Annotated in this window: 22 protein-coding genes; 8 read left to right on the top strand and 14 right to left on the bottom strand. The window is 56.2% G+C overall.

Annotated elements, in window-relative coordinates:
- Window positions 1-81: 81 nt before the first annotated feature.
- The 8 genes from WA429_RS05205 to WA429_RS05170 form a co-directional block, all read right to left on the bottom strand.
- Window positions 82-861, bottom strand: a complete 780-nt coding sequence (locus tag WA429_RS05205; protein ID WP_287465791.1) for a substrate-binding periplasmic protein — start codon at window positions 859-861, stop codon at window positions 82-84.
- A 245-nt stretch (window positions 862-1,106) separates the two neighbouring features.
- Window positions 1,107-2,222 (bottom strand): ABC transporter ATP-binding protein, encoded by a 1,116-nt coding sequence (locus WA429_RS05200; RefSeq protein ID WP_287465793.1) that lies wholly within the window; start codon window positions 2,220-2,222, stop codon window positions 1,107-1,109.
- Between the two features lie 13 nt (window positions 2,223-2,235).
- Complete coding sequence (locus WA429_RS05195; protein ID WP_101247420.1) at window positions 2,236-3,087, bottom strand: carbohydrate ABC transporter permease; 852 nt, start codon at window positions 3,085-3,087, stop codon at window positions 2,236-2,238.
- A gap of 12 nt (window positions 3,088-3,099) precedes the next feature.
- Window positions 3,100-4,041, bottom strand: a complete 942-nt coding sequence (locus WA429_RS05190; protein WP_068517908.1) for a carbohydrate ABC transporter permease — start codon at window positions 4,039-4,041, stop codon at window positions 3,100-3,102.
- A complete protein-coding gene (locus WA429_RS05185; protein ID WP_250284314.1) occupies window positions 4,038-5,306 on the bottom strand; it encodes an ABC transporter substrate-binding protein in 1,269 nt (422 codons plus the stop codon). The genes WA429_RS05190 and WA429_RS05185 overlap by 4 nt, the downstream gene beginning before the upstream one ends.
- A 32-nt stretch (window positions 5,307-5,338) precedes the next feature.
- On the bottom strand, window positions 5,339-6,526 hold the full coding sequence (locus WA429_RS05180; protein WP_287465796.1) for a PLP-dependent transferase: 1,188 nt from the start codon (window positions 6,524-6,526) through the stop codon (window positions 5,339-5,341).
- Window positions 6,510-7,232, bottom strand: coding sequence for a FadR/GntR family transcriptional regulator (locus WA429_RS05175; RefSeq protein ID WP_287465797.1), 723 nt, complete (start codon window positions 7,230-7,232; stop codon window positions 6,510-6,512). Before WA429_RS05175 ends, WA429_RS05180 begins: the two co-directional genes overlap by 17 nt.
- Window positions 7,233-7,621: 389 nt before the next feature.
- Window positions 7,622-8,008, bottom strand: a complete 387-nt coding sequence (locus WA429_RS05170; RefSeq protein ID WP_287465798.1) for a c-type cytochrome — start codon at window positions 8,006-8,008, stop codon at window positions 7,622-7,624.
- 232 nt (window positions 8,009-8,240) lie between these two features.
- Here WA429_RS05170 and WA429_RS05165 point away from each other — a divergent pair, with 232 nt between their 5' ends.
- The 6 genes from WA429_RS05165 to WA429_RS05140 all read left to right on the top strand — a co-directional run bounded on the left by WA429_RS05165 (window position 8,241) and on the right by WA429_RS05140 (window position 14,305).
- The gene (locus WA429_RS05165) at window positions 8,241-8,972 is read left to right on the top strand and encodes an enoyl-CoA hydratase/isomerase family protein (protein ID WP_287465800.1); all 732 of its coding nucleotides are present in this window, start codon (window positions 8,241-8,243) and stop codon (window positions 8,970-8,972) included.
- A gap of 265 nt (window positions 8,973-9,237) precedes the next feature.
- Window positions 9,238-9,720 carry a sigma-70 family RNA polymerase sigma factor gene (locus WA429_RS05160; RefSeq protein ID WP_068517914.1) on the top strand — a complete coding sequence of 161 codons (483 nt, stop codon included), beginning with the start codon at window positions 9,238-9,240 and terminating at the stop codon, window positions 9,718-9,720.
- Entirely contained in the window at window positions 9,717-9,863 is a 147-nt protein-coding gene (locus tag WA429_RS05155; protein WP_287465801.1) for a hypothetical protein, read from the top strand. Before WA429_RS05160 ends, WA429_RS05155 begins: the two co-directional genes overlap by 4 nt.
- Window positions 9,863-10,969 (top strand): FecR family protein, encoded by a 1,107-nt coding sequence (locus tag WA429_RS05150; RefSeq protein WP_287465802.1) that lies wholly within the window; start codon window positions 9,863-9,865, stop codon window positions 10,967-10,969. Before WA429_RS05155 ends, WA429_RS05150 begins: the two co-directional genes overlap by 1 nt.
- Before the next feature lie 190 nt (window positions 10,970-11,159).
- Window positions 11,160-13,574, top strand: a complete 2,415-nt coding sequence (locus WA429_RS05145; RefSeq protein WP_101247413.1) for a TonB-dependent siderophore receptor — start codon at window positions 11,160-11,162, stop codon at window positions 13,572-13,574.
- A 143-nt stretch (window positions 13,575-13,717) separates the two neighbouring features.
- The gene (locus WA429_RS05140; RefSeq protein ID WP_287465804.1) at window positions 13,718-14,305 is read left to right on the top strand and encodes a HupE/UreJ family protein; all 588 of its coding nucleotides are present in this window, start codon (window positions 13,718-13,720) and stop codon (window positions 14,303-14,305) included.
- A gap of 106 nt (window positions 14,306-14,411) precedes the next feature.
- On the opposite strand, the gene WA429_RS05135 is transcribed toward WA429_RS05140, so the two are convergent.
- The 6 genes from WA429_RS05135 to WA429_RS05110 all read right to left on the bottom strand — a co-directional run bounded on the left by WA429_RS05135 (window position 14,412) and on the right by WA429_RS05110 (window position 20,033).
- Window positions 14,412-15,335, bottom strand: a complete 924-nt coding sequence (locus WA429_RS05135; protein WP_068517918.1) for an ABC transporter permease — start codon at window positions 15,333-15,335, stop codon at window positions 14,412-14,414.
- 7 nt (window positions 15,336-15,342) lie between these two features.
- Window positions 15,343-16,122 carry an ABC transporter ATP-binding protein gene (locus WA429_RS05130; RefSeq protein WP_287465805.1) on the bottom strand — a complete coding sequence of 260 codons (780 nt, stop codon included), beginning with the start codon at window positions 16,120-16,122 and terminating at the stop codon, window positions 15,343-15,345.
- 99 nt (window positions 16,123-16,221) lie between these two features.
- A complete protein-coding gene (locus tag WA429_RS05125) occupies window positions 16,222-17,208 on the bottom strand; it encodes an ABC transporter substrate-binding protein (protein WP_287465806.1) in 987 nt (328 codons plus the stop codon).
- A gap of 229 nt (window positions 17,209-17,437) precedes the next feature.
- Window positions 17,438-17,839: a VOC family protein gene (locus tag WA429_RS05120; protein WP_287465807.1), complete on the bottom strand. Its 402-nt coding sequence runs from the start codon at window positions 17,837-17,839 to the stop codon at window positions 17,438-17,440.
- 3 nt (window positions 17,840-17,842) lie between these two features.
- Window positions 17,843-19,006, bottom strand: coding sequence for a hypothetical protein (locus WA429_RS05115; RefSeq protein ID WP_287465809.1), 1,164 nt, complete (start codon window positions 19,004-19,006; stop codon window positions 17,843-17,845).
- A gap of 358 nt (window positions 19,007-19,364) precedes the next feature.
- Window positions 19,365-20,033: a TetR/AcrR family transcriptional regulator gene (locus tag WA429_RS05110; protein WP_068517925.1), complete on the bottom strand. Its 669-nt coding sequence runs from the start codon at window positions 20,031-20,033 to the stop codon at window positions 19,365-19,367.
- Window positions 20,034-20,214: 181 nt separating this feature from the next.
- On the opposite strand from WA429_RS05110, the gene WA429_RS05105 reads away from it, so the two are divergent.
- Both WA429_RS05105 and WA429_RS05100 read left to right on the top strand, forming a co-directional pair.
- Window positions 20,215-21,336, top strand: coding sequence for an efflux RND transporter periplasmic adaptor subunit (locus WA429_RS05105; RefSeq protein WP_287465810.1), 1,122 nt, complete (start codon window positions 20,215-20,217; stop codon window positions 21,334-21,336).
- Between the two features lie 11 nt (window positions 21,337-21,347).
- The gene (locus tag WA429_RS05100; protein WP_068517927.1) at window positions 21,348-24,494 is read left to right on the top strand and encodes an efflux RND transporter permease subunit; all 3,147 of its coding nucleotides are present in this window, start codon (window positions 21,348-21,350) and stop codon (window positions 24,492-24,494) included.
- Window positions 24,495-24,706 lie beyond the last annotated feature (212 nt).

Here is a 24,706-nt window from a genome sequence, read left to right as displayed (position 1 = left end):
CGAAACCGCGGGCGGATGTGCGGTGTCTGCGGTTGGGCGTTGAAGCGTGGCAGGGAACCCCGGTTCCCTGCCGCTGCTATTCTAATAGCGCATCACCAGACCATATTTCTCCACCAGCCGGGCGAAGGTGCCGTTTTGATGGATGGTCAGAAGGGCTTCGTTGAACCGCACCAGCCAGGTTTCGGTATTCGGATAGTCCTTTGATGTCATCAGATGCAGCGGCGCATTGGCAACCAGCGGCGGATCAAGGGTTCGGAAATTTCGGGCGACTTCGGTGGGAAACATCTGATTGATCAGATGCCATCCCACCGTGGTTGCGGCCGGAAAAAGGTCAATCCGGCCCAGCATCAGGCGTTCAAAATTCTGCCTCTCGCTTAGGGCATAGTCGGTGTTAAGGCCGGTCTGCGCAAAAAGCGGCTCGTAATAATATCCCTGAATGCCGCCGATGATCCAGGGCTTGAGGTCCGATAGCTGGTCATAGGTATCGGGCGGCTGGTTCGTGTTGGCTTCATTCGGATCGTGATAGGCAAAAAACCGGGATTCCGAAAAATAGATCGGGTCGGAAAACAGGAACCGCGCATCGCGTTCGGGCGTGCGGGTATAGGGAAAGGTGCCCCAGGCCTCAAGATCGGCGACCGATTGTTCGCAGCGTTTCCATGGCTGAATATTCAAAACAAATGTTACCCCCATTTCCTTGCCGATTTCTTCAAAAAGGGCAGGCAGGAAGCTTTCTTCGACATCATCGCGCACATAGGGCGGATAGATGTTGGTGGTGATGACAAGCTTGTGGTTCGCCCCGGCGATGGTCGGGGCAAACAGGGCTATCATCAAAACAACCGCATATCGGATAAGGGCGATCATCAGCATGTCTCAAACACAACGCGATCTGAAACATATGGCCGCTGCCTGGCGCAATTTCACCGGTGCGTTGCGGTAAAATTGCGCGTGGGTTGAAAATCTTTGATCAATTCCCGTGTATCAAAGTCGGGGTCGGTGCCGGTGTCAGTGCCGGTGATACGGCCCGGGCAAAGGCAGAGGCATAAGTAAAGGGCGGGGAACTTGCTTCACCCGCCCTTTGTCTTTAACGGTGCCAGATCGTTGGTTGATCATTGACCGGCATGATCACCATGCGGTTCGCTTGCCGGGGGAAGACGTTTTTCCGATGCGCTGTCAAAGACATGGACCTTTGCCATATCAAAGGCGATATGGATGAAGCTATCAACCGCATAGGCCGGGCGATCCATGGTGAAAATCTTGATCGGTTTGCCCGCCAGCGTCACATGAACAAGGGTTGATAGACCCATCGGTTCGATCAGTTCGACCTTGGCCGGAAGGCCGCCATCGACATCCGATACGATGGTGATATGTTCCGGGCGGGCGCCCAGTGTCACCGCCTGATTGTGTTGGGCATCGCGCGCGGGCAAAACCGGCACCAGCGCACCGTCAGTCAAGCGGATGCCCGCACTGTTTTCCCCGACCTGTTCATAGCTTCCTTCCAGGAAATTCATGGCCGGTGAGCCGATGAAGCTGGCAACAAAGATGTTGGCCGGCCGGTCATAGATTTCGACCGGGCTTCCGACCTGCTGAATGATGCCGTCATGCATGGCGACAATCCGGTCGGCCATGGTCATGGCTTCGATCTGATCGTGCGTGACATAGACCGATGTGGCGCCAAGTCGGCGATGCAGTTTGCGGATTTCGGTGCGCATCTGTTCGCGCAGGCGCGCGTCAAGGTTCGATAACGGTTCGTCAAACAGAAACGCCTGGGGTTTGCGCACAATCGCACGCCCCATGGCAACACGTTGACGCTGCCCGCCGGAAAGTGCCTTGGGCCGGCGTTCCAGAAGGGCGGTCAGGCCAAGAATTTCGGCAACGCCTGAAATCGCATCGGCGATTTTTTCCCTGGCGGTTTTGCGCAAGGTCAGGGCGTAGCTCATATTTTCGGCCACCGACATGTGCGGATAAAGGGCATAGGACTGAAACACCATGGCGATGTCGCGGTCCTTGGGTTGCAATTCATTGACGACATTTCCGGCAATTGAAATATCGCCCGATGTGATGTCTTCAAGCCCGGCAATCATGCGCAGCAACGTCGATTTGCCACAGCCCGACGGACCGACAAGAACGATGAATTCCCCGTCCGAGATATCAAGATCAATGCCGTGCAAAACATCAACCGCGCCATAGCTTTTGCGCGCATTTGCAATTTGAATGGAAGCCATATGAAACGTCCTCTTATCCTTTGACCGCGCCAGCCGTAAGCCCCTGCACCAGATAACGCTGGATCAGCAGGAAGAACAGACAGGCGGGAATAAGTGCCAGCACACCGGCAGCCATCATCTGGCCGAAATCGACACTGAATTTTGAAACGAATGACAGAAGCCCGACCGGGAAGGTCGATGCGGACTCGCTGCTGACCAGCATCAGGGCAAACAGAAGTTCGCTCCAGGCGGCGGTAAAGACAAAGCCAAGCGTTGCGGCAACACCCGGAAGTGTGAGCGGCAGGATGATGGCCCGGAATGCTTCAAACCGGGTATTGCCATCAATCATCGCGGCTTCTTCAAGATCCTTGGGGATGCCGTCAAAGAAGGACTGCATCAAAAAGGTCGCAAATGGCACATTGAACGCCGTATAGACAATGATCAGCCCGGTCAGGCTGTCGGTCAGGCCAAGCGGGGCCAGAATTTTGAAGATCGGCGCAATCAGCATCACCAGCGGGAACATCTGCGTAATCAGCATCAATGCGACGATGATCACCTTGCCGCGAAAGGCAAAGCGCGAAAACGCATATCCCGTAAGGGCGGCCACCAGCGTTGTGACAATGGCGGTCGTGCCCGCGACAATCACGGAATTCAGGAAATAGTGCGGAAAGTTGCTTTGGGTCAGAACGAATGTGTAGTTCTCCCAGGTGGTGCGCGACGGCCACATCCGAACCCCCTCGGTATAAAGGATGTCGTTGGGCGTCACCGAAACCTTGAGCAACCAGTAAAGCGGAAACAGCGCAAAGATCACAAAGGCGGCAATCATCAGATAATGACTGCCCCAATAGAGCCATTTGCGCGTTGAAGTTTGTCCGGTCAGGGTCATGGGGCGGGGTTCCTAACTATCGGCATGGGTCATGGCACGGCGCAGCGCGATCACACTGAGCGCATAGGCCAGCAACAGAACCAGAAGCACCGCAGCAATCGCCGAGGCATAGCCGAAATCAAGCCGGCGGAAGGCCTGGGTAAAGATGTAGGAGGCAACGATCTGGGTGGAATCGGCCGGGCCGCCATTGGTCATGACGACAATCAGATCGGCGAAATTGGCAATCCAGATGGTGCGCAACATCAGCGTGATGGCAATGGTGGGCGCAAGGAAGGGCAGGGTGATGCTGATGAATTGCTGTCGGGTGGTTGCACCGTCGATGGACGCTGCCTCATAGAGTTCCTTGGGGATCGATTGCAGGGCGGCCAGCATGGTGATGGCAAAGAACGGAATGCCAAACCAGATATTGGCAATGATTGGCCCCCACATCGCAAGGTCGGGATCAGACAGGATATTGAACGGTTCGGCCATCAGGCCAAGCGACGTCATCCAGTGCGGCAGCGGGCCGACCACCGGGTTGAACATCCATGCCCAGTTCAGACCCGACAAAAAGGTCGGCACCGCCCATGGCAGGAACACCAGTGCCTGCACCAGTCGACGGCCCAGAAACTGCCGGTTCAGCAAAAGTGCCAGAATAAGGCCAAGGCTGAACTGAAACAGCAGGGATCCGAATGTCCACCATGCGGTATTGGCAAGTGCGCCCAGGAATGCCTGATCGGAAATCAGCGCTTCGAAATGGGCCGTGCCGACAAAACCGCCGCTGAACGGATTAAGGATGCGGATGTCACGAAAGGCGTAGCTCAGTCCAAGGATCAGCGGCATCAACATCACCGCGATGATCAGGACAAGGGCCGGCGAGACATAAAGATACGGTTCGATGATCCCGGAAATCTTCCGTGAGAATCCCCCCCGTCTTTCGACGGGGAGTTTTCCGGTTTGGGTTACAGTGGTCACTGATTTGCCTGCATCCAGTTTTTCTGTGCCGGGGTCAGATATTCTGCCCACTGATTGGCCAGTTCTTCCGGGGTGATCCGGCCCAGCATGGCTTCCTGACTGGTGCGGATGACCAGGCTGTCCTTGAAGAAGGCAAATTCTTCAAGATGGGTCGGCATGACAGTCGGATGAACGTCCGGGTCGGACAGTTCGGCGAACCATCCGGCAAATTGCGGGCTGGCAAAGAACGGATCGCTTTCGGCACCGTTATGGATCGGAAGGGCACCGATGCGCTTGTTCCAGGTCAGGTTGCTGTCCTTGGACTCAAGATGGGCAATCAGTTTCCAGGCTTCGTCTTTGTGTTCACTGTTTGAGAACATCGACCAGCCGGCATAACCGATGGTCGGGAATGCCTTGCCCGACGGGCCTTTTGGCATGGTGGTCACGCCAAAATCTTCTTCTTTCATGCGGCTTGAAATGGCGATCAGGGCGTCGGGGTCCTGATCAAGCATCGCACAGGTGCCCGAATAGAAACCGGCCACAATTTCGTTAAAGCCCCAGTTCAGGCTGTCTTTCGGTGCCAGGCCGTCCTTGTAGATATCGACCAGATATTCCAGACCATTTTTCCAGCCATCGGAATTGAAGGTGCTTTGACCGTCTTCGGTAAAGAAGTCGTTCGAACCGGCCATGGCCGCGCCAAACATCACCCAGCCATTCAGGCCACCCGGCCCGCCGCGCATGCAATAGCCGTATTTGCCCGGAAGATCCGATACCTTTTGGGCCGCCGCGCGGAAATCTTCGAGGGTTTCGGGGACTTCGGTCACACCGGCTTCTTCGAACAGTTTCTTGTTATAGAACATCGCCCGAAGATAGAAACCATAGGGCAGCATATAGGCGGTATTCCCCGCCGAGCGCGCAAATTCCAGGGCGCGATCATTCAGCGTTTCCGCGCCGTCCCATTTCGCAAGATAGGGTTCAAGACTTTCAAGCGCGCCATTATTGGCATAAAGCGTCAGCCAGGTATCGGGCATTTCGACAATGTCGGGGGTCTGACCGGCCGAAACCATGGTGGCGAATTTTTCGAAGGCCTGCCCCCAGGGCAGGGACGTGATTTCAACCGTCACACCGGGGTTGGCGGCCTCATACTCCGCGACCAGCCCTTTGAGCGTCTCGGTGCGTTCCGGGCTGGTGATGACTTCGACCAGCTTCAATGTGGTGTCGGCATAGGCCTGACTTGTTAGCGCAATAGTCGTTACACCTGCCAGTAGCGTTGTTTTCCAGTTCATGGTGAAGTTCCCTGTTTTAAACGATAGTGTTCTTACTTCAGGCTTGCCTCGATTGCGGTCGCCAGGTCAGACCAGAGGTCGTCGGCGCTTTCGAGACCGATATGCAGGCGGACCAGATTTTCGGGCACGCCAAAGCGCATCGCCGAATTGGGCCCGCCCACTTGCGCCCGCGTAACCAGTGCGGGGACAATCAGGCTTTCATGTCCGCCCCAGGACACGCCGATCTTGAAAAAGCGCAGCGCATCAACAAAGGTCGGAATGTCGACCTCGGGGGCGAATTCGAATGAAAAAAGTCCGGAAGAACCGCTTAGTCCCGGGGCGGCCGGATCCATCAGGCCGGGATAGTGAACAGCGGTTACTTTGGGATGATCGGCAAGTTTGCGGGCAATGATCATGGCGGAGCGTTGATGTTCGCGCATGCGTGCCGGAAGCGTGCGCAATCCGCGCAACAGCAACCACCCGTCAAAGGCCGAGAGTTTCGCCCCGAGATAAGGCAGGATCGTTGATCGTACCCGGCCGATGAAATCGTTGCTTCCGGCAATCACACCGGCCACCACATCGCTGTGCCCGCCGATATATTTCGATGCCGAATGAATGACCACGTCACAGCCAAGGGTGGCGGGCTGACAAAAAACCGGGGATGCCCAGCTGTTATCGATCATCGAAACCGCACCATGATCGCGCGCGATCTCGCACAGGGCCTTGATATCATGGGTGTGGAAGGTCCAGCTGGTCGGGCTTTCAAGATACAGCACCTTGGCCCCGGGCAGAATGGCGCGCACCGCATCAAGGTCGCGACCATCGACGTAATCGACGCTGACATTCATGTCGCGCAGGAACATTTCGAAAAACCGGAACGCATCGGGATAGCAATGTTCGACCGACACAATCCGGTCGCCCGGTTTGACCACCGACAGAACCGCCGATGAAATGGCGGCCATGCCGCTTGCCAGACCAAGGGCGTCTTCGGTCTTTTCAAGGGCGGTGATCTTTTCTTCGAAGGCACGGACCGTCGGGTTGAGCCCACGTGAATAGACCGGCCGGGTTTTGCGCCCGGCATAGGTTTCGACCATTTCGTCGAAATTCTCGAATGTGAACAGAGAATTCTGGAAAATGGGCGGTACCACGGCATTTGCGAAATGTTCCGCGTCATAGGCCACGACGCTTTCGGGGCTGCTGACAGTTTGCTTGTGATTGTTCGGATTATTGTTGTTCTTCATCAGACATTCTCACGATGTCGTTCTCGACGACTTCAAGGATGGCAAGGGTGTGCTGGCGGGCCAGTTCGGCATCGCCGGCAACGATGGCGTCAAACAGCATGCGGTGAAATTCAAAGGATGAACTTGCGAAATCGGGGCGGTTGAACGGCTGGGCAAAGAAGCTTTCGAATGCTTCGCGCATTTGTCCCAGAAGCTGTTCGAATAACGGATTGCCCGATGCCTTGTAGATCGACAGGTGAAACACCAGATCGGCCTCGCCAGCGGTGCCGAATTCAAGATGTTCGGCCTCCATCGCATCAAGGGCGGCGCGCATTTCGTTAATGTCCTGTGCGGTGGCGCGTTTGGCGGCCAGCATGCTGGCTTCGACTTCCAGCCCGCGGCGCACTTCAAGGGTTTGCAACAATCCGTCGCGCTGGGTGGCGATCGAAAGCGGCATGAACAGGGTCTTTTCACTGACCGGCCGCTTCAGATAGGTGCCCGATCCCCGCCGGATTTCGACAACACCCAATGCCTGCATATGGCCAATGGCTTCGCGGATGCTTGACCGGCCGACTTTCAGGCCTGCCATCAATTCGCGTTCGGGCGGCAACCGGTCACCCGGTGCCAGTTTGGAACTGACGATGAAATCGGTCAGGGCTTCAAGGATCGCATCACGGCGTCCCGATGTTTCAATGGGTCGAATGGTCGCTCCGTCCGCGTGCGGCACATCACACCTTCTTGTTTGTCATCACAGGTCCGGACTGCCGGGGTGAACTGTTCAATCTGGTCAGTCATCAGACGTCAGACCAATTTTTGCGTTGAATCGGTTCAAGTCAAGTTCAAATTCAACCAACCGGTGATTTATGGGGGGATTTGCAGGCTAATTCTCGGCTGGTTTGTGCAGGCGCGAAATTGCGATAAGCGCCGGTTTTCAAAGGGTGGGGCATGATGGTCGACCCGCACATACGCACACGCATTCAGGTTTGATCATGCGTCGGATTTTTATGGCCTTGGGGGACAAAACCGCAGGGAATCGGGCGGGCTTGGTCCGACGATGATAAGGCGGGATGGCGGACAGGATAAAATCCGGGATGACAGCACGGGTCAGGTGCGCGGTTATTTTCCGGCGTTGGCGCGGGCTTCCTGGCTTAAGGATTCCATATAGACCAGAAGATCGGCGATGCTTTCCGGTGTCAGGGTGAATTCCGGCATCGTCATATTGTCATGCGATACGGTGATGCCTTCTGCCAGTGCTTCTTCCAGATTTTCAAGCGGCCAGCGCAGACCGAAACTTGCCAGGGACGGCGCATCGGTAACGGCCGGATCCGGGGCCGGGTCGCCGTCAAACTTGGTGTGACACCGCAAACAGGTCTGCTCGGCAATGGATTGACCACGCGTGACATCGCCATGTTCTTCGCCCTTGCGTGACAGATAATCGCTGATTCCCCACATGCCCGCGGCAACGATCCCGGTCACAAGGATGACAAGGCTGATTTTCTGCATGGTGGATCTCCCCCGGTGGCGTGCCTGAAACGGGCCGTTTTCTTGTTGATATCAATCGACTTTACCACAGGTTGGTAACGAATTTCCTAAGCCGGTTGCCAGAAATCTCGGCCCGCATGCCAGATGTTGACGGTTGTTTTGGGGCGATGGTTCCTGTTTTCTATGTAAGTTGACGTTTACGTAAAAGTAAACAATGCTCTCGCGATATACCGTTTCAGGAGGGAGGCCCTTAATGGAAAACAGAATCACGTCAGAAACCAGCGATAACATCTGCACAATAAGCATCAATCGTCCCGAGAAACGTAACGCCCTTAATGAGGCGATGTTCGATGCACTCGCAAACGCCATGAACCACGCAAACCAAAATACAAATGTGCATTGCGTCATACTTCAGGGCGTCGGGCCACATTACAGCGCCGGACACGACATTGCTGAATTCGCCAAGCTTTGGCCCCAATCCCAAGACGGTGCGGTACGTCGCTGCATTTCTGCCTTTGCTCAACAATCCAAGCCGATGGTGGCCGCAGTAACCGGGGCAGCCGTGGGTTTCGGCGCCACAATGCTGTTACACGCAGACTGGGTTGTCGCAGGAGAAAGTACCGTGTTTAAGTTTCCCTTTGCGGATCTCGGTATCGTTCCTGAAGCTGGTGCAACGGCGCTTCTGGCGCGCAGGGTAGGGGACATGGTCGCACGAGATTGGCTTTTAAGCGCCCGTCGAATATCGGCAGAGGAGGCGTTGCACCATAGATTTGTTTCATGTGTAAAACCGGATGTCGATGTCCATGCAGCAGCCCGCGACTATGCTCTTTGCCTCGCAGCAAAACCTGCCGATGCATTGCAGACCAGCCGTCGCCTGTTAAACGAAGGGAGCGTGTTGTCTGCCAGCGACGCGATCGTGAAGGAGGTCGTCTGCCTGAATACTTTGATCCCGGCTGTGGCCAAGGCATCCAGCGGAAATTCATAAGTCTGTTACTGCCAAATAGGCCAGCTTGCTAACGGCGTTAACGACTTGGGCCTCCAGAGACCCGTTTGCCAATCAACAAGCAAAAGGCCAGCTTTTCTGGTGAAATTGCCAAACTTGTTGAAAGCAACAGTGCTGTCGCCAGTAAAAGTTATTGATAATCAGTATCACTTGCGATATGGCTCAAGCCGTGGGGAACGGAGCTTGAAAGGGCTGCGCATAAAGGAATGCCTGTTTGGCCGGTAATTCAACATCTTTGACATTGTTCATGCGCCAAAGACCGGCGCTTGTGAACTATGCCAGTTCGATCATCGGCAACCGTGTGTTGGCCGAAGATCTGGTGCAGGAAGCCTGGTTGCGGTTTGACGAGGCGTCCAAAGGCCGGTTTCTGGAAGACGCGACCGGGTATCTTTACCGGATCGTGCGCAATCTTGCCCTTGATAGCAAACGGCGTGATGCGCAGGAAAGCCGTGTTACCGGTGCGGTTGACTATGAAGTGATCGCCAATATTTCGCCCGCACAGACGCCGGACCCGGAAACCATCGTTCTTTACAAGGATGACTATGCCACCCTGATGCAGGCCCTGGCCGAGCTTCCCGAAAGAACGCGGATTGCCTGCGAAATGCATCGCTTTGGCGGGGCCAAGCTGCGCGAGATTGCCGAATTCCTCGATATTTCTGTTCCGCTGGCCCACAAGCTGGTGGCGGACGGTATTGACCATTGCCGCGAACGTCTGGGCGGTTGGCCATGAAGGTAATGCATGACCCGGTCATTCTTTTCAGTGTAGAAGATCGCATTGCTGCCCGTCTGGGTGGTGATCAGATGCGATTGCTGACAAGATATGTTCGTGGCACGGTCGATCAAATTGCCCGCCCGGACGGTGAAATGGTATGATGACAGGGATGACAAACCCGGCGCAAGCCAAGGCAGCAAAAGAAGCAACCGACTGGATTATCCGGTTGCAAGAAGCGCCCGAGGACCGCGAACTCAAGGCAGAATTTGATGCCTGGTGCGCGCAGGATCCGCTGCATCTTGATGTCTGGAATGCGACCAGACGCACCGCCGATCTGATGGCGGGGATCGCACCGCTTGGGGCGGATCAGGCCAAAGACGGCAAAGCCGACTGGCAGCGTTTTCTGGATGCCAGACGGGCATCCGAAGGCGATCTGGCCGATGCCAGAACTGCTGCTGGCGAAGATGCCATCGCAGCCCGGGCCGAAGAAACCGCCAAAGTCATCGCCGCCCAAAGCCGGTTTAAAAAACGTGGCAATACGTCCTGGCGCGGGATTGGTCTTGGCGGGCTTGCCATTGCCGCATCGCTGGTTGCGGCAATAATCGGGCCGCGAATTGCAACCGAAATGCAGGCTGATCATTTCACCAAGACAGCCGAAATTACCACGGTGACGCTGGCCGATAACAGCACTGTGACCCTTGCACCTGAAAGCGCGATCAAGGTGCGGATGGATGGCACCACCCGGTTTGTCGAATTGCTAAGCGGGGAGGCGTTTTTTGAAGTCACCCCCGATCCTCAAAAACCGTTTACCGTCGGTGCCGATGCCGTGACCGTAACCGTGCTGGGCACCGGGTTTGATGTGTCTGATACGGCGGGTCGGTCGAGTGTCGCAGTTGAACATGGGCTGGTCCGTGTTGAAAATGCCCCGACCGTGCCACTGGTGTCGGAATTGCTTGAAGCCGGACAACAGGCCCGGGTCAGTCGCGACGGGCAGGTCCGCCGGTCAACCGCCCCGGCAAGCCAGATCGCCGCATGGCGCCACAATCAACTGATCGCCCAGGATCAGCCGCTGGGTGAAATCGTTGACCGGTTGCGCCGGTATTATACCGGCACCATCGTCATTACCGATGCCGAACTGTCCCGTCAGACAGTGACCGGGGTTTATCGTCTTGATGATCCGGTATCAGCCCTGCGCGGGATGGCCCGTGCGCAAAAGGCAACGGTGCGTGAAATCACCCGTTGGTTGCTTGTCGTGTCGCCGTCCTGATCAAATACGGATCATGAAACGAGCCGGGAAAATCGCGTAAAACCGGGGCTTTCAGGCCGATTTTGAATTTTCTGAAACTTTTTTTGAAAAAACACTCAGCCGATCCGTTTTGTTTCATATCTCGCCATTGAGAAGCGTTTGCATTCTCAGTCTGGTTGGGGCATATGACGTAAAACGGAGATTAAGACGAATGAAGAGTGGGGGTGCAGACACGCTGCGTAATCGTGGACGTGTTGCAGTTATAGCCAGTGCCTTGATGATGACGACCGCCTTGGCGCCCGTCATGTTTGCAACCGATGCGACCGCCCAGGTCGCGGCAAACGGCATTGATGGTCAATATGCCTTTGACATTCCGGCCCAGTCGCTGACCAGTGCGCTTGCGCAATTCGGTGTTCAGACCGGGCTTCAGGTGACTGTGGATGGCGCGCTTGCCCGTAATGTGCAGGCCAGTGCCGTTTCCGGTACCATGCGTGCAGATACGGCACTTGAGGCATTGCTGCGCGGAACCGGACTGAGCTACGACATCACCGATGACGAAACCGTGGTGATCGAAGCGGTCAATACCGGCGGGGCCGCACAGGGCGAAGTTCTTGACCCGATCCGGGTTGAGGCGAATGGCGCAGAAGCATCGGGTCCGGATGTTGCCATTACCGAAAGCTTTGTCGCATCGCGCAGCCGCACGGCATCGAAAACCGACACGCCAATTCTTGATGATTCATCGGCCGTGTCCGTGATCACCCAGAAAGAAATGGAAACCCGCAACGTTCAGGACATCCAGCAGGCCGTTTCCTATACCGCCGGTGTCCAGGCCGCGGAATACGGGTCGGATTATCGCTATGACTATGTGCGTATTCGCGGCTTTGGCCAGACGTCGCTTAGCAGCTATCGCGATGGTCTTCCCATTCGTATCTACAACTTCACCAACAGCCGTCCCGAACCGTATGGTTTGCAGCAGATCGATGTGCTTAAGGGATCGACATCAAGCCTGTTTGGCCTGAATGGTCCGGGCGGTCTGGTCAATATGACGACCAAACGTCCCGAAGACGAAGCCGGCGGCGAAGTCTTTACCACCTTTGGTGAAAATCACCTGCGCGGTGGTGGGGATGTTACCGGTCCTGTGGTCGAAGGCAGCAACTGGACATACCGTTTGACCGGCCTTTGGCAGGATGCCGAACGCAGCCAGGATTATTCGCAGGATGACCGTCTTTATATCGCGCCGGCCTTTACCTACAAGCCCAAGGCAGGCACCGAAGTTACCCTTCTGACAAGTTACAGCGAACGCGACAGCGGCCTTGGCTATGGCTATCCGATCGGGATCGAAACCAGCCGCGATGCATTCTTTGGGGAACCGGATTTCAACAATTTCGACACCGAAGAAACCAATATCGGTTATGCGCTTTCCCACCAGATTACCGACAAGCTCGAATTTCGTCAGAACGCGCGTTACACCCATGTCGATCTGACCTATGAAACCATCTATCTCAATGACAGCACGCCGCTTGGCAATCGTAATGCCTTTGCGATTTATGGTGAACTTGACCGCTTCGGGATCGACAACCAGCTGCAATATGACACGGCGATCAACGATACCTTTGACAGCAAAACGCTGATGGGGATCGATTTCAACCGTGACCGGAACCGCGAATTCCGCCGCGACGGTACTGCATCGGCAATTGATCCGTACAACCCGTCCTATTGCGGGCTTTCCTGCATCACATTCACAAGCAGTTCCGACACCGAAATCACCCAGTCGACCTATGGTGCCTATTTGCAGGAACAGCTGACCATTGCCGATGACTGGATTGCGACGGTTGGCGGGCGCTTTGACTATGTTCAAAGTGACACCGACACCATCAGCAGCGGCACCACGGCCGAACGCGATGATCACAAGTTCACCTCGCGCCTTGGTCTGACCTATAAGGCGACCAACGAAGTTTCGATTTACGGCAATTATTCGGAATCCTTCCAGCCGGTCTATTCCGGTCTGGCGTCGCGCCCCGACGGGGTCAAGCCGCAGGAAGGTACGCAATATGAAATCGGCGTGAAATATCAGCCCGAAACCTTTGATGCGCTGTTTACCGCGGCCCTGTTTGACCTGACCCAGGAAAACGTGTCGCAGTGGAATTCAAGCACCAGCAGCTATAAGCAGATCGGCGAAATCAATTCGCGCGGGCTTGAGCTGGAAGGCAAGATGTCACTTGATGAACAGACCAACCTGACGCTTGCCTATACCTATCTGGATGCGGAAATCAAAGACGACATTACAGCAGCCAATATCGGCAATAGCCCGGCAAACGTTCCCGAACATCAGGCATCCGCATGGCTTGATTACACCATTCCGGGGCAGGGCTGGTTTGGGGATCTGACCCTTGGCGGTGGCATGCGCTATACCGGCGAACGTGCACGTAATGACGGCAATACCGAAACGCTTGGCGGATACACCCTGTTTGATGCAGCGGTCATTTATGCGGTGACCGATGATGTCAGCCTGTCGGTCAATGCCACCAACCTGACCGACCGTGAATATGTGTCTTCCAATACCTTTGGCAGCCGCTATTACGGTGATGGCCGCACGGTTCTGGCGACCCTTAAATACAGCTGGTAACAGCTGATCCAATCTATCTTCTGGCAAAAGGGCGGGGCACTTTCCCCGCCCTTTTCGTTTGGGATATTGGCATTGATCTGCTTGTATGATAATTTTTAAAAACTTCATAAATTCGAGTTTCAGATCATACAGGAGATTTCAGAATGCGGCATTCATCGCTTGTTGCCTTTGCCATGGCGGTTTTGGCGGCAACGCCGGCACTGGCCCATACCGGGGCGGGGACGGTTTCGGGTTTTGCATCGGGTTTCGGGCATCCGATCGGTGGTCTTGACCATTTGCTGGCGATGGTTGCGGTCGGCATTCTGGCCTCCCAGCAAGGGGGCAAGTCGGTCTGGCTTCTGCCTTTGTCCTTTGTCGGCATGATGATTGTCGGCGGCCTTCTGGGCATTGCCAATGTTGCCTTGCCGTTTGTTGAACTTGGCATTGTCGGTTCGGTGATTGTGCTGGGCGCGGTTATTGCCCTTGGTAAACATCTGCCGACCGGTGCGGCGATGGCGCTGGTTGGTCTGTTTGCGGTTTTCCATGGTCATGCCCATGGCACCGAAATGCCGGCAACCGCCAGCGGCATCGAATACGGGATCGGTTTTGCAGTTGCGACGGCGGCACTTCATGCCATCGGACTTGGTCTTGGCATGTCGGTTAAAAAGCTGGCCGAAAAGGCCGCCCCAGTTGCCGTGCGTGCCGGTGGCGGTGCAATCGCAGCAGCGGGTGTTTTCCTGCTTGCGGCGTGAATGCAGCCCGCGATGAACTGATATGAAAAACGGCCACCGTTCCGGATGGGAAGGGCGGCCGTTTTGTTTTCAGACCGATTGCATAGAGACGCAGACCGGGCGGTGGCTATTCGCGCAATTTCTCGCGTGCGGGTGCGCCGCCGCGTCCACGTTTCAGGCTGGGCAGGGCCAGCATGGCCAGAACAAACAACCCGGTCGCCAGTTTAAGATCGGGCGGTGGCATTCCTGCCGCCAGGCACAGCGACACCAGCTGATAATAAATGATCGCGCCGACAAAGGGCGCCAGAAGCTGGCGAAACACACTTTGTTTGCCAACAACGGCTTCGCCGATCATTAATGCGGCAAGACCGTTGATCAGAATGCCAAGCCCCATATTCACATCGGCAAAGCCCTGTGACTGGACCATTAATGCGCCACTGGTCGCCGAAAAGGCACTGGCAAGACCGACACCGACAATGGTGGAAACCCAGACCGAAATGCCCTGTGCCTCGGCCATGGCGGGGTTGGAGCCAACCGCGCGAAGGGCCGTGCCCTTTTCGGTTTTGAAAAACCAGTTCAGGGCGAGGAACACAGCCGCACCAATGATCCCGGCAATGATGATCTTGCTGACCGGGAAGCCCGGGGTAACGAACGGTGCCCAATTATAGACACTGTCCGAGCCAAAGATCGACAGGTTGGATTTGCCCATGATGCGCAGATTGATGCTGTAAAGCATCGTCATCATCAGGATCCCGGCAAGCAGGGTGTGAATGCGGAACCGCAGGTGAATAAGGGCCGTACAGCAGCCAGCCAGAAAACCGCACAACAGGGCCACGATGATCGCAAGCGCCGGGTTCATGCCCGCGGCAATCAGAACACCGCATACGCACCCGCCCAGCGGATAGGCGCCCTCGCTGGTCAGATCGGGGAAATGCAGGGTGCGGAACGGGATCATGATGCCCAGAACCACAAAGGCCAGAATAAGGCTTTGGGCAAGGGTCACCGGCACAAGGGCGACATAGCTGGTAAAGGTCGAAGACAGAAATTCCATCGTATTCTTAAGCCCCCAACATCATCGCATCGGTCTTGACCGCGAAATGATCGACCAGTTTTGCCACGGTGATATTTGCTTTTTCTTCGCCACCGATCTGAAGTTTGACGCGGCCGGCATCAAGCATGATGACGCGATGCCCGTAATCGACAGCGTGCTGCATATTGTGGGTCACCATCAGTGTCGTTAGTTTCAGGCTGTCGACCGCACGAACGGTTGCCTGCATCACCAGATCGGCGGTGCGCGGATCAAGGGCCGCGGTATGTTCATCCAGCAACAGCAGATCGGGCGATCCGCCAACCGCCATGATCAGCGACAATGACTGGCGCTGTCCGCCAGACAGAAGTTCCACCTTGGTGTTCAGGCGGTTTTCAAGACCAAGCCCCAGGGTGGATAACCGTTCCTTGTAATCGGCAAGCCGTTTGGCATTAAGCCCGCACGCAAGGGTGCGTTTTTTGCTGCGCAATTCGGCCAGAAGCATGTTTTCGGCAACCGTCATGCTGGCCGCAGTCCCCAGCATCGGGTCCTGAAACACGCGCGCAATCCGGGTGGCGCGTTTATGAACCGGGGTGTTGGTGACGTCATCCCCGTTAATCAGGATTTGACCGCTATCAAGGGGAAGCGCGCCAGACACGGCGTTCAGCATCGTGCTTTTGCCTGCCCCGTTTGATCCGATGACCACACCGAATTCGCCGGTTTGCAAGGTCAGGTCAAGATTATCAAGTGCCACCTTTTCGTCGGGTTGTCCGGCGTAAAAGGTTTTGCGTGCAGATCGGATTTCAAGCATCCGTCTTCTCCTTGGGCCATGTGTGACATGGCGAAATGGCATTGGCGCCGAAGGGAATGACCACTTGCGGCGCCAATGTGTGTTCAAGTCTGGACGAAATTATTCGACGATGCAGCCGCAATCGTTGAATTCAGCCGGAATTTCGATCCCGAAGGCCGCAGCAGCCGATTTTGAAATCATCGGTGCATGGGTTTCATAGGACGGGGCGGACGGCGGAATGTCGGCCGGTGATTTGCCCTTAAGGATTTCGGCTGCGATCTTGCCGGCATTCAGGCCGACCTGGCTGTAATCAACCGAGAAGCTGGCCGGAACGGTGCCATTGGCAACAGCCGAACTGTCAGAGTTGACAATTGGAACGCCGATCTGGCGGGCCGCGGCCGACACGGCGGCAATGGCGGGCTGAATCAGGTTCGATGCCGGGGTATAGATGACGTCTGCCTTGCCTGCGACCGATGTGATGCGCTGCTGGATGTCATTGACGTTATCAATGCCGACCGCAACGACCGAGAAACCGGCAGCCGGTGCCAATGCTTCGACCTTTTCAAGAAGGGCAACGTCATTGGCTTCGCCCGGGTTGTAGGGCAGGGCAAGGCGCTTGGCATCCGGAAGAAGCTTGCGGGTGAATTCCAGAACCGCTGCGATATCCTGAAGATCGGATGCGCCGGTCATGCCCTCGTCACCGGCTTCCCATGACGGGACCAGCTTGGCGGCAACCGGATCGGTCACAGCCGAAAAGACGATCGGAATGCCAGACCCTGCCAGCGCCTGTTTGGCGATCTGCGAAACCGGGGTGGTGATCGTATAGATCAGTTTCGGATTCTCGGATTGCAGCTTGGTGATCATCTGGGGCACCAGGGATGCGTCAAAGTTGGTGTGGCTTTCGGAATAGGAAACGTCTTTGCCCTCAACAAAGCCGTTTTCAGCCATGGCTTCCTTGAAGCCTGCAATCGCCGCATTAAGCTGCGGATGTTCGCCGAAATTGGCGATCCCGACCTTGATTTCCTCGGCCGATACGCTTGAGACGGACGCAAAAAGGCTGCCTGCCAGGACCAGTCCGGAAAGAAAGCCCGATTTGTTCATTTTCATTACCTGAAACTCCCTGATTCTTTTGGGCCGGCATTCGCTGCGCCGACCTTGAATGCGGATCATGCGAAGTTCCGAGATGAACGTCAATAATATGTATTTTTTCGAACCGACGCGGCCTTGAAAATCTGCGTGAATGTGCCGCAATCACAGAACGGGGTGTTCAGGCCACAGAGTAGGGCCGTGTTGGAAATGCAGGCTTGTTTCGATCCATGGTTTAACCAAATGCCGATCAGCCTGTGCAAAAGGCCCTGCTTGATATCGAAACCGAATTTTTCGCCGGGTCTTTGAGATTGGCGAACTGATAGTTATCGGCCTCATGGACCGGACCGACAGTCAGTCCGGCTGCAAGCAGATGGGCGCGAAACGCGACAACATCACGCACGTCAAAGACCAGCTTGATAAGAGCCTGACCTTCTTTCTGCCCCTTGCTTGCCGGATGCAGCATCAGGACCAACCCGCCGTCCGCCCGGCGCAATTCGGTGATGCGATCTTGTGGTCGTGCAACGACCTGATATCCGAAATAGGTGCTGTAAAATGACACCATTGCCTCGATATCCCGGCAATAGATCACAATGCGATTGCACGGCCCGGAAACAAGGTCCGAGGGGGCGGAGGCAGATGGTGCATTCATGTTCTAACTGCCATCAGCCGTGCGATAGACTGTCAGGCCGTTGACGACAATCCGGCCATCTGGAAGCAACTGACCGTCATATTCGGTTGTGCCTTGCGGGCCGGGGCGGCCAACCGCAAGACCGTTCACCGCAAAGGGCAGCAAGGCACCAAGAAGGGTCGGGCTGTCAGGGGTGCCCAGAAGGTCAACCAGCTTGTCCTGACCCAGCAATTTGAAATCAAAATCACCGGTAAAGCCATATCGTGCGGCGGCCTGGGCCATGAATTCGCCGGAACCAAGGGCCTCAAGCCCGCGGGATTCAACGTAGAATTCCTCGACCTTGACCGGGGCACCGTTCTGGGCGGCCTTTTGCCAAAGCGCATCACCGATCTGGCGACGGGCAAATCTGGGGGCGGTGCCGGTCAGGATATCGTGGAAGCCTTTTTCAATGATCGGTTTGGCTTCGCGCCAGGGCAGGCCGGTGCTGCTGCTTTTGACGCGCATGGTGCGCGGCTGGAACAGGCTGGGCAGCCATAAACCGTCATGGGCGTAATCAAGATGGGTTTCGCCGTTTTCGCCGGGATAAAGGGTAAAGCTTGCCGATTTGACTGCCCCCATTTTTTCGCGGTTGGGGCCGGTCCATTCGGCACCCTGCCAGGCAATGCGGGCCAGTTCCGGCAGCCACTGGATCATCAGGCCATTCATCATCCAGTGTTTGCGCGTCACCGGTTCGTCACCGATCAGGAAATCGGCAAAGCCGTCAAAGGTGACCGGGATGTTGCGCGCAGTGTCCCAACGCAGATAGCCCCCCGCATTGCGCATGGTCAGGTCACGCTGGTCACTGGTGGCTTCGGCTTCCATGCGGGCGCGTTCGGGCAATTTGACATCAAGATCAATCTGATCGGTTTGATCGGTGTCGCGCACCGTAACCGTGACCCCGTCCATGGTCAGTGCGCGGTCGGTCGAATAGCCGCGAAGATCAAGATAGACGCCATCATAGGTCAGAACCACGCCATCGCCGTCAACCGTGCGGGCATCACTTTCGGTTGCCGTGATGCCCGATTGCGTCAGGATTGCTTCAACGGCGGTGCGGGCCTTGTCGACCGTAATGGCCTGTGCACGCGGGGCAAGCGCAAGCATCAAGGTGGCGCACAAGCCAAAACCGACAAAAACACGACGTCCGGGCATCAGAAAACCCCTGCTTCTGGAATGGTGACAAACGCGACCCTGTTGCATTCAGTTTACATCGGTTTTGCGCATCTTTGGTGAACTGTTTGGAACGGTTGCAATCAATCACGGGGCATGCCCCGATTGCGGCACCGCAACGCCGGTTCGCCAAACACGCATCCGATGGCGCGCAACATCACACATGTCACGCCCTGCCAAAGCAACCGGATCCGGTCTTGTCAGGCATCCTGAAGGTCAATTTTGGTGAAGTTAGGGCGCCGTTTGGCGCGTTTACCATCCGGTCACCCGGATTGCTGACAGGATGCTGTCAGGAGGGGCAGGTTACAAGTAGCTGACTTTCATCGCAAAGCCGTCGTGATCAACTGTCACATCCGACCGTTTGGCGATGTTCGTCGGTGGTGATGCCACACAGGAAAATCTGCACAGCACGCGACACGCGGTCTTCAATCTCGCGGTCGGTCATCGGGGGTCTTGGATGATGTTTCATGATGCGTGATTGCCAGTCGCCGATCACCATGGCTTCGAACATTTCAGCGGCATGGTCGGGATCATTGATGCTGATGCGGCCAAGCTTTTGCTGGCGCGACAGGTAATCGGCAAGATGTTTACGTGTGCTGTCCGGACCGACTTCAAAGAATTTTTCGATCAGGGGTAGAAAGTGCTGGCCTTCGGAATACAGAATTTGAGTGAAGCGGGCGACTTCCTCGGTTACTATCTTGTGCGCCAGTTTGGTGCCGAAGTCCGTCAGTGCGTGACGAGGAGGGAGATCGGTTTCCAGCGAGATGTGTAATTCCGCGGAGAATTCCTGACAGCGTTCTTTCATGACAGCTTCAAGAAGGCCGTCCTTTCCGCCGAATGCTTCGTAAAGGGTTGTACGGGAGCCACCCGATTGCGAAATGACATCATTAAGTGTGACGCCAGCGAACCCCCGCTCCAGCAAAAGTTTCCAGGCCGCATCCATCATGGCGCGCCGTCTTGCAGACCCGCGAGTGGATTGTTTTTCAAGCTTTTCTGGCGTTTCACTCATGATTCTTGATTCTGTTGTTTTTGGCTCTTGATCGTGCAGTGCACAATGTGTACTGTACCGTACAGTATTTCGAAAAGCAATGACAAAGCGTTCCCGTTTTCATTGCTCGGGACTTAGAAGGAAAAGCAATTTGTCCATGCGATCTTGTTTGAAATTTGCCGGTGTGGCAGGACTTGCCTTGATGGTCGCTGCCTGCAGCGAGCAGAATGAAGGCGCTGAAAAACAGGCCGCTGCACCGCAGCAACAACCTGCAACCCAGGTTGGCACCGTTACTCTTGAAGCCCAGACCGTCGGTCTTGTCGAAGAAATGCCCGGGCGTACGATTGCTTTCCGTCAGGCGGATATCCGTCCGCAGGTCGACGGGATCATCAAGGAACGCAACTTCACCGAAGGCACCTTTGTTGAAGCCGGTCAGCAGCTTTATATGATTGATCAGGATGTCTATCTGGCCAAGGTCGATGCCGCACAGGCCGAACTTTCCCGTCAGATCGCCACCTTTGATCAGGCCACCAAAACCCGCAAGCGTTACGATCCGCTGATCAAGTCGCAGGCGGTCAGCCAGCAGACCTATGATGATGCAGTCGCCGCCGAAGCACAGGGCAAGGCCGCAGTCGCAGCAGCCCGTGCCGAGCTTGAACAGGCCCGCATCGATCTGGCTTACACCACTGTTACCGCACCGATTTCCGGTCAGATCGGATCATCCGATTTCACCGAAGGCGCGCTGGTAACTGCCAACCAGACTGCGAAACTGACCACGATCACCCAGCTTGATCCGATCTATGTTGATGTCACCCAGGCCGGGGGACGTCTGATGAAGATCAAGCAGGCCATCCAGAATGGCCGCATCAAGGGTGTTGAAAACGGTCAGGTCGAAGTTTCCCTGATCATTGACTCGACCGGTGCCGAATACCCGCACAAGGGCACGCTGCAATTCTCGGATGTGACGGTCAATGAAACCACCGGCACCATCCGGTTGCGCGTGGTCTTCCCGAACCCGGACGGAACGCTTTTGCCGGGCATGTTCGTGCGCGGTCAGGTCCGCCAGGGCCATCTTGAAAACGCATTCCTTGTGCCGCAAAAGGCCGTGATGCGTCGTCCGGATGGATCGGCTTATGTCTATGTCGTGGTCGATGGCAAAGTGGCGTCAAAAGACATCACCATCGAACAGTCCCAGGGACAGAACTGGCTGGTTTCGGCTGGCGTTGAAGATGGCGATCAACTGATCGTGGATGGTCTTCAGCGTATCGGGCCGGGCGCACCTGTTGCAGCCCAGCCTGTCGAAACCGCCAAAGCCGCCGAATAAGGGTTTATTCAATGGCAAAATTCTTTATTGACCGCCCCGTATTCGCCTGGGTTGTTGCCCTGGTGATTATGCTGGCGGGGGGACTTTCCCTGTGGCAGTTGCCGGTGGAACAGTACCCGTCAATTGCACCGCCATCGGTCGAGATTTCGGCTTCCTATCCGGGCGCGTCCGCGCAGACGGTGGAAAACACCGTGACCCAGGTCATCGAACAACAGATGAACGGGCTGGATTACCTGCGCTATATGTCATCGAATTCGTCGTCAAACGGTCAGGCATCGATCAAGCTGACCTTTGAACCCGAAGCCGATCCCGACATCGCACAGGTTCAGGTACAGAACAAACTGCAAGCTGCGATGTCGTCGCTTCCGACCGAAGTGCAGCAGCAGGGCGTGACTGTCAGCAAGTCATCGGGATCGTTCCTGATGGTTGTCGGCTTTGTGTCGGCTGATGGTTCGATGAATGCCGAAGATCTGTCCGACTTTGTCGTCTCCACGGTTGAAGATCCGCTTGGGCGTGTGAATGGTGTCGGTTCGGTCACCGTGTTCGGTGCGCAGCATGCAATGCGCATCTGGCTCGATCCGAACAAGATGCTGTCCTATAACCTGACGGTGTCCGATATCAGTTCGGCTGTCGAAGCCCAGAACACCGAAGTCACCGCCGGTCAGATCGGTGGTGCCCCGTCGGTTCCGGGCCAGCAGATCAACGCGACCATCACCGCCCAAAGCAAATTGCAGACGGTTGATGAATTCGCCAACATCCTGCTCAAGGTCGAAACCGATGGGTCGCAGGTCCGTCTTGGCGACGTGGCCCGCATCGAAATCGGTGGCGAAAGCTATGACGTGGTGGCCCGCTATAATGCACAGGCTGCAACGGGTATCGGTATCTATCTTGCGACCGGGGCCAACGCACTTGACACCGCCGAGGCCGTAAAGGCCCGTCTGGCGGAGCTTAAGCCGTTCTTCCCGCAAGGGCTTGAGATCGTCTATCCGTACGACACGACCCCGTTCGTGCAGGTATCGATCGAAGAAGTGGTTCACACCCTGTTTGAGGCAATCGTTCTTGTCTTCCTGGTGATGTTGCTGTTTCTGCAAAACTGGCGGGCGACCCTGATCCCGACGATCGCGGTGCCGGTGGTTCTGCTCGGGACATTCGGTATCCTTGCCGCATTCGGCTATTCGATCAACACGCTGACCATGTTTGCCATGGTTCTTGCCATCGGTCTTCTGGTCGATGACGCGATTGTCGTGGTCGAAAACGTCGAACGTGTGATGCATGAAGACGGGCTTCCGCCGCGCGAAGCAACGCGGAAATCCATGGGGCAGATTACCGGGGCGCTGATCGGTATTGCGCTGGTTCTTTCGGCCGTGTTTGTGCCGATGGCCTTCTTTGCCGGATCGACCGGGGCGATTTATCGCCAGTTCTCGATCACGATTGTGTCGGCGATGGCGCTTTCGGTGGTTGTGGCAATCGTCCTGACCCCGGCCCTGTGTGCCACCATGCTCAAGCCGACCCATACCGACCCGCTTGCGAAAAAAGGTCCGTTCGGCTGGTTCAACCGCGGCTTTGACAAGACCAACCGGTTCTATCAGGGCAGTGTTGATCACGTTGTTCATCGCAAATGGCGTTACCTGTTTGTGTACGGGATCCTTGTCGGCGGCCTTGCGGCCTTGTTCTTCCGCCTGCCGGGCTCGTTCCTGCCAGACGAAGACCAGGGCATCATGTTCTCGATGGTTCAGCTTCCGGCTGGTGCCTCGCAGGAACGCACGGTCGAGGTTCTCAAGAAGCTGGAAACCCACTTCCTTGAGAATGAAAAGGAAAACGTCCAGGGTCTGTTCACGGTTGCCGGCTTCTCCTTTGCCGGGAGCGGCCAGAACGCCGGTATCGCCTTTGTCAACATGAAGGACTGGTCGGAACGTACCCGCCCGGATCAGGCTGTTGGTGCGGTGATCGGTCGTGCCTATGGTGCCTTTGCCCAGATCCGCGAAGCCATGGTCTTTGCCTTTGCCCCGCCGGCAATTATCGAGCTGGGCACTGCAAACGGCTTTGACCTTCAGCTTGTGGATCGTGGCGGCAATGGTCACGACGCCCTGATTGCAGCCCGTAACCAGCTTCTGGGGATGGCGGCACAGGACCCGCGCGTGGCCGGTGTACGTCCGAACGGTCTGAATGACATGCCGCAGTTCAACATTAATATCGATCAGGAAAAGGCAAGCGCGCTTGCTGTCGACCTGGCGGATGTGAACCGCACCCTGGCTGCGGCCTGGGGGTCAAGCTATGTCAATGACTTCATCGAAAATGGCCGTGTCAAAAAGGTCTATATGCAGTCGGATGCGAAATACCGCATGATGCCTGAAGACCTTGATCACTGGTATGTCCGTAACGGTCTTGGTGAAATGGTGCCGATTTCGGCATTTGCCACCACGAACTGGGATTACGGTTCGCCGCGTCTGGAACGCTTCAACGGTCTGGCATCCGTCAATATTCAGGGTGCGTCGGGACCGGGCGTTGCGTCGGGTGATGCAATGGCGGCCATGGAAGAAATGGTTGCGAAACTTCCGGGTGGCATCGGCCTTGAATGGCAGGGGCTGTCCTATGAGGAACGCGAAGCAGGCGAACAGGGACCGGCATTGTATGCGCTGTCCATGATCGTGGTCTTCCTGTGCCTTGCAGCCCTTTATGAAAGCTGGGCGATCCCGATTTCGGTCATGATGGTTGTTCCGCTGGGTGTCCTTGGTGCGGTGCTTGCAGCCTTGCTGCGCGATCTGCCCGATGACGTTTACTTCCAGGTGGCCATTCTGACCACGATCGGTCTGTCGGCCAAGAACGCCATCCTGATTGTCGAGTTCGCCCGCGAACTTTACGACCAGGGCATGGGCCTTCTTGAAGCCACGGTGGAAGCCGCCCGTCAGCGTCTGCGTCCGATCATCATGACGTCGATGGCCTTCACCCTTGGCGTTGTGCCGCTGGCGATTTCGACCGGTGCCGGTGCTGCTGCCCGTGTGGCGGTGGGGACTGGCGTGATGGGCGGGATGATTGCGGCGACCGTGCTTGCGATCTTCTTCGTGCCGCTGTTCTTTGTTCTGATTGTTGGCACCTTTGCCAAGAACCGTTCAAAGCGCGGTGACGTCAAGGCCGCCCACGAACATCCGGCTGAGTAACCTGAACAAACAAGGCCGGTCCAATCTGGACCGGCCTTGTAAGGCATCGTGCTCGTGGCGGTGCAGAAAATGAATATCTTCTGCATGATCCCCCGACCCCGCCGTCGCGCGTGCGTAAGAAAGGGCCGATGCTTTTGCATCGGCCCTTTTGTTTTGACCCTAACCAAAAGTTGCGTCAAGCGCCTTTTGGTTAGGGCGTCCCGCGAACGGGG

Origin of the sequence: Thalassospira sp. CH_XMU1420-2 (assembly GCF_037029325.1) — a bacterium.
GTDB lineage: Bacteria > Pseudomonadota > Alphaproteobacteria > Rhodospirillales > Thalassospiraceae > Thalassospira > Thalassospira povalilytica.
Note: the sequence above shows the minus strand (reverse complement) of the source record. Positions and strands in the feature narration are given on the sequence as shown.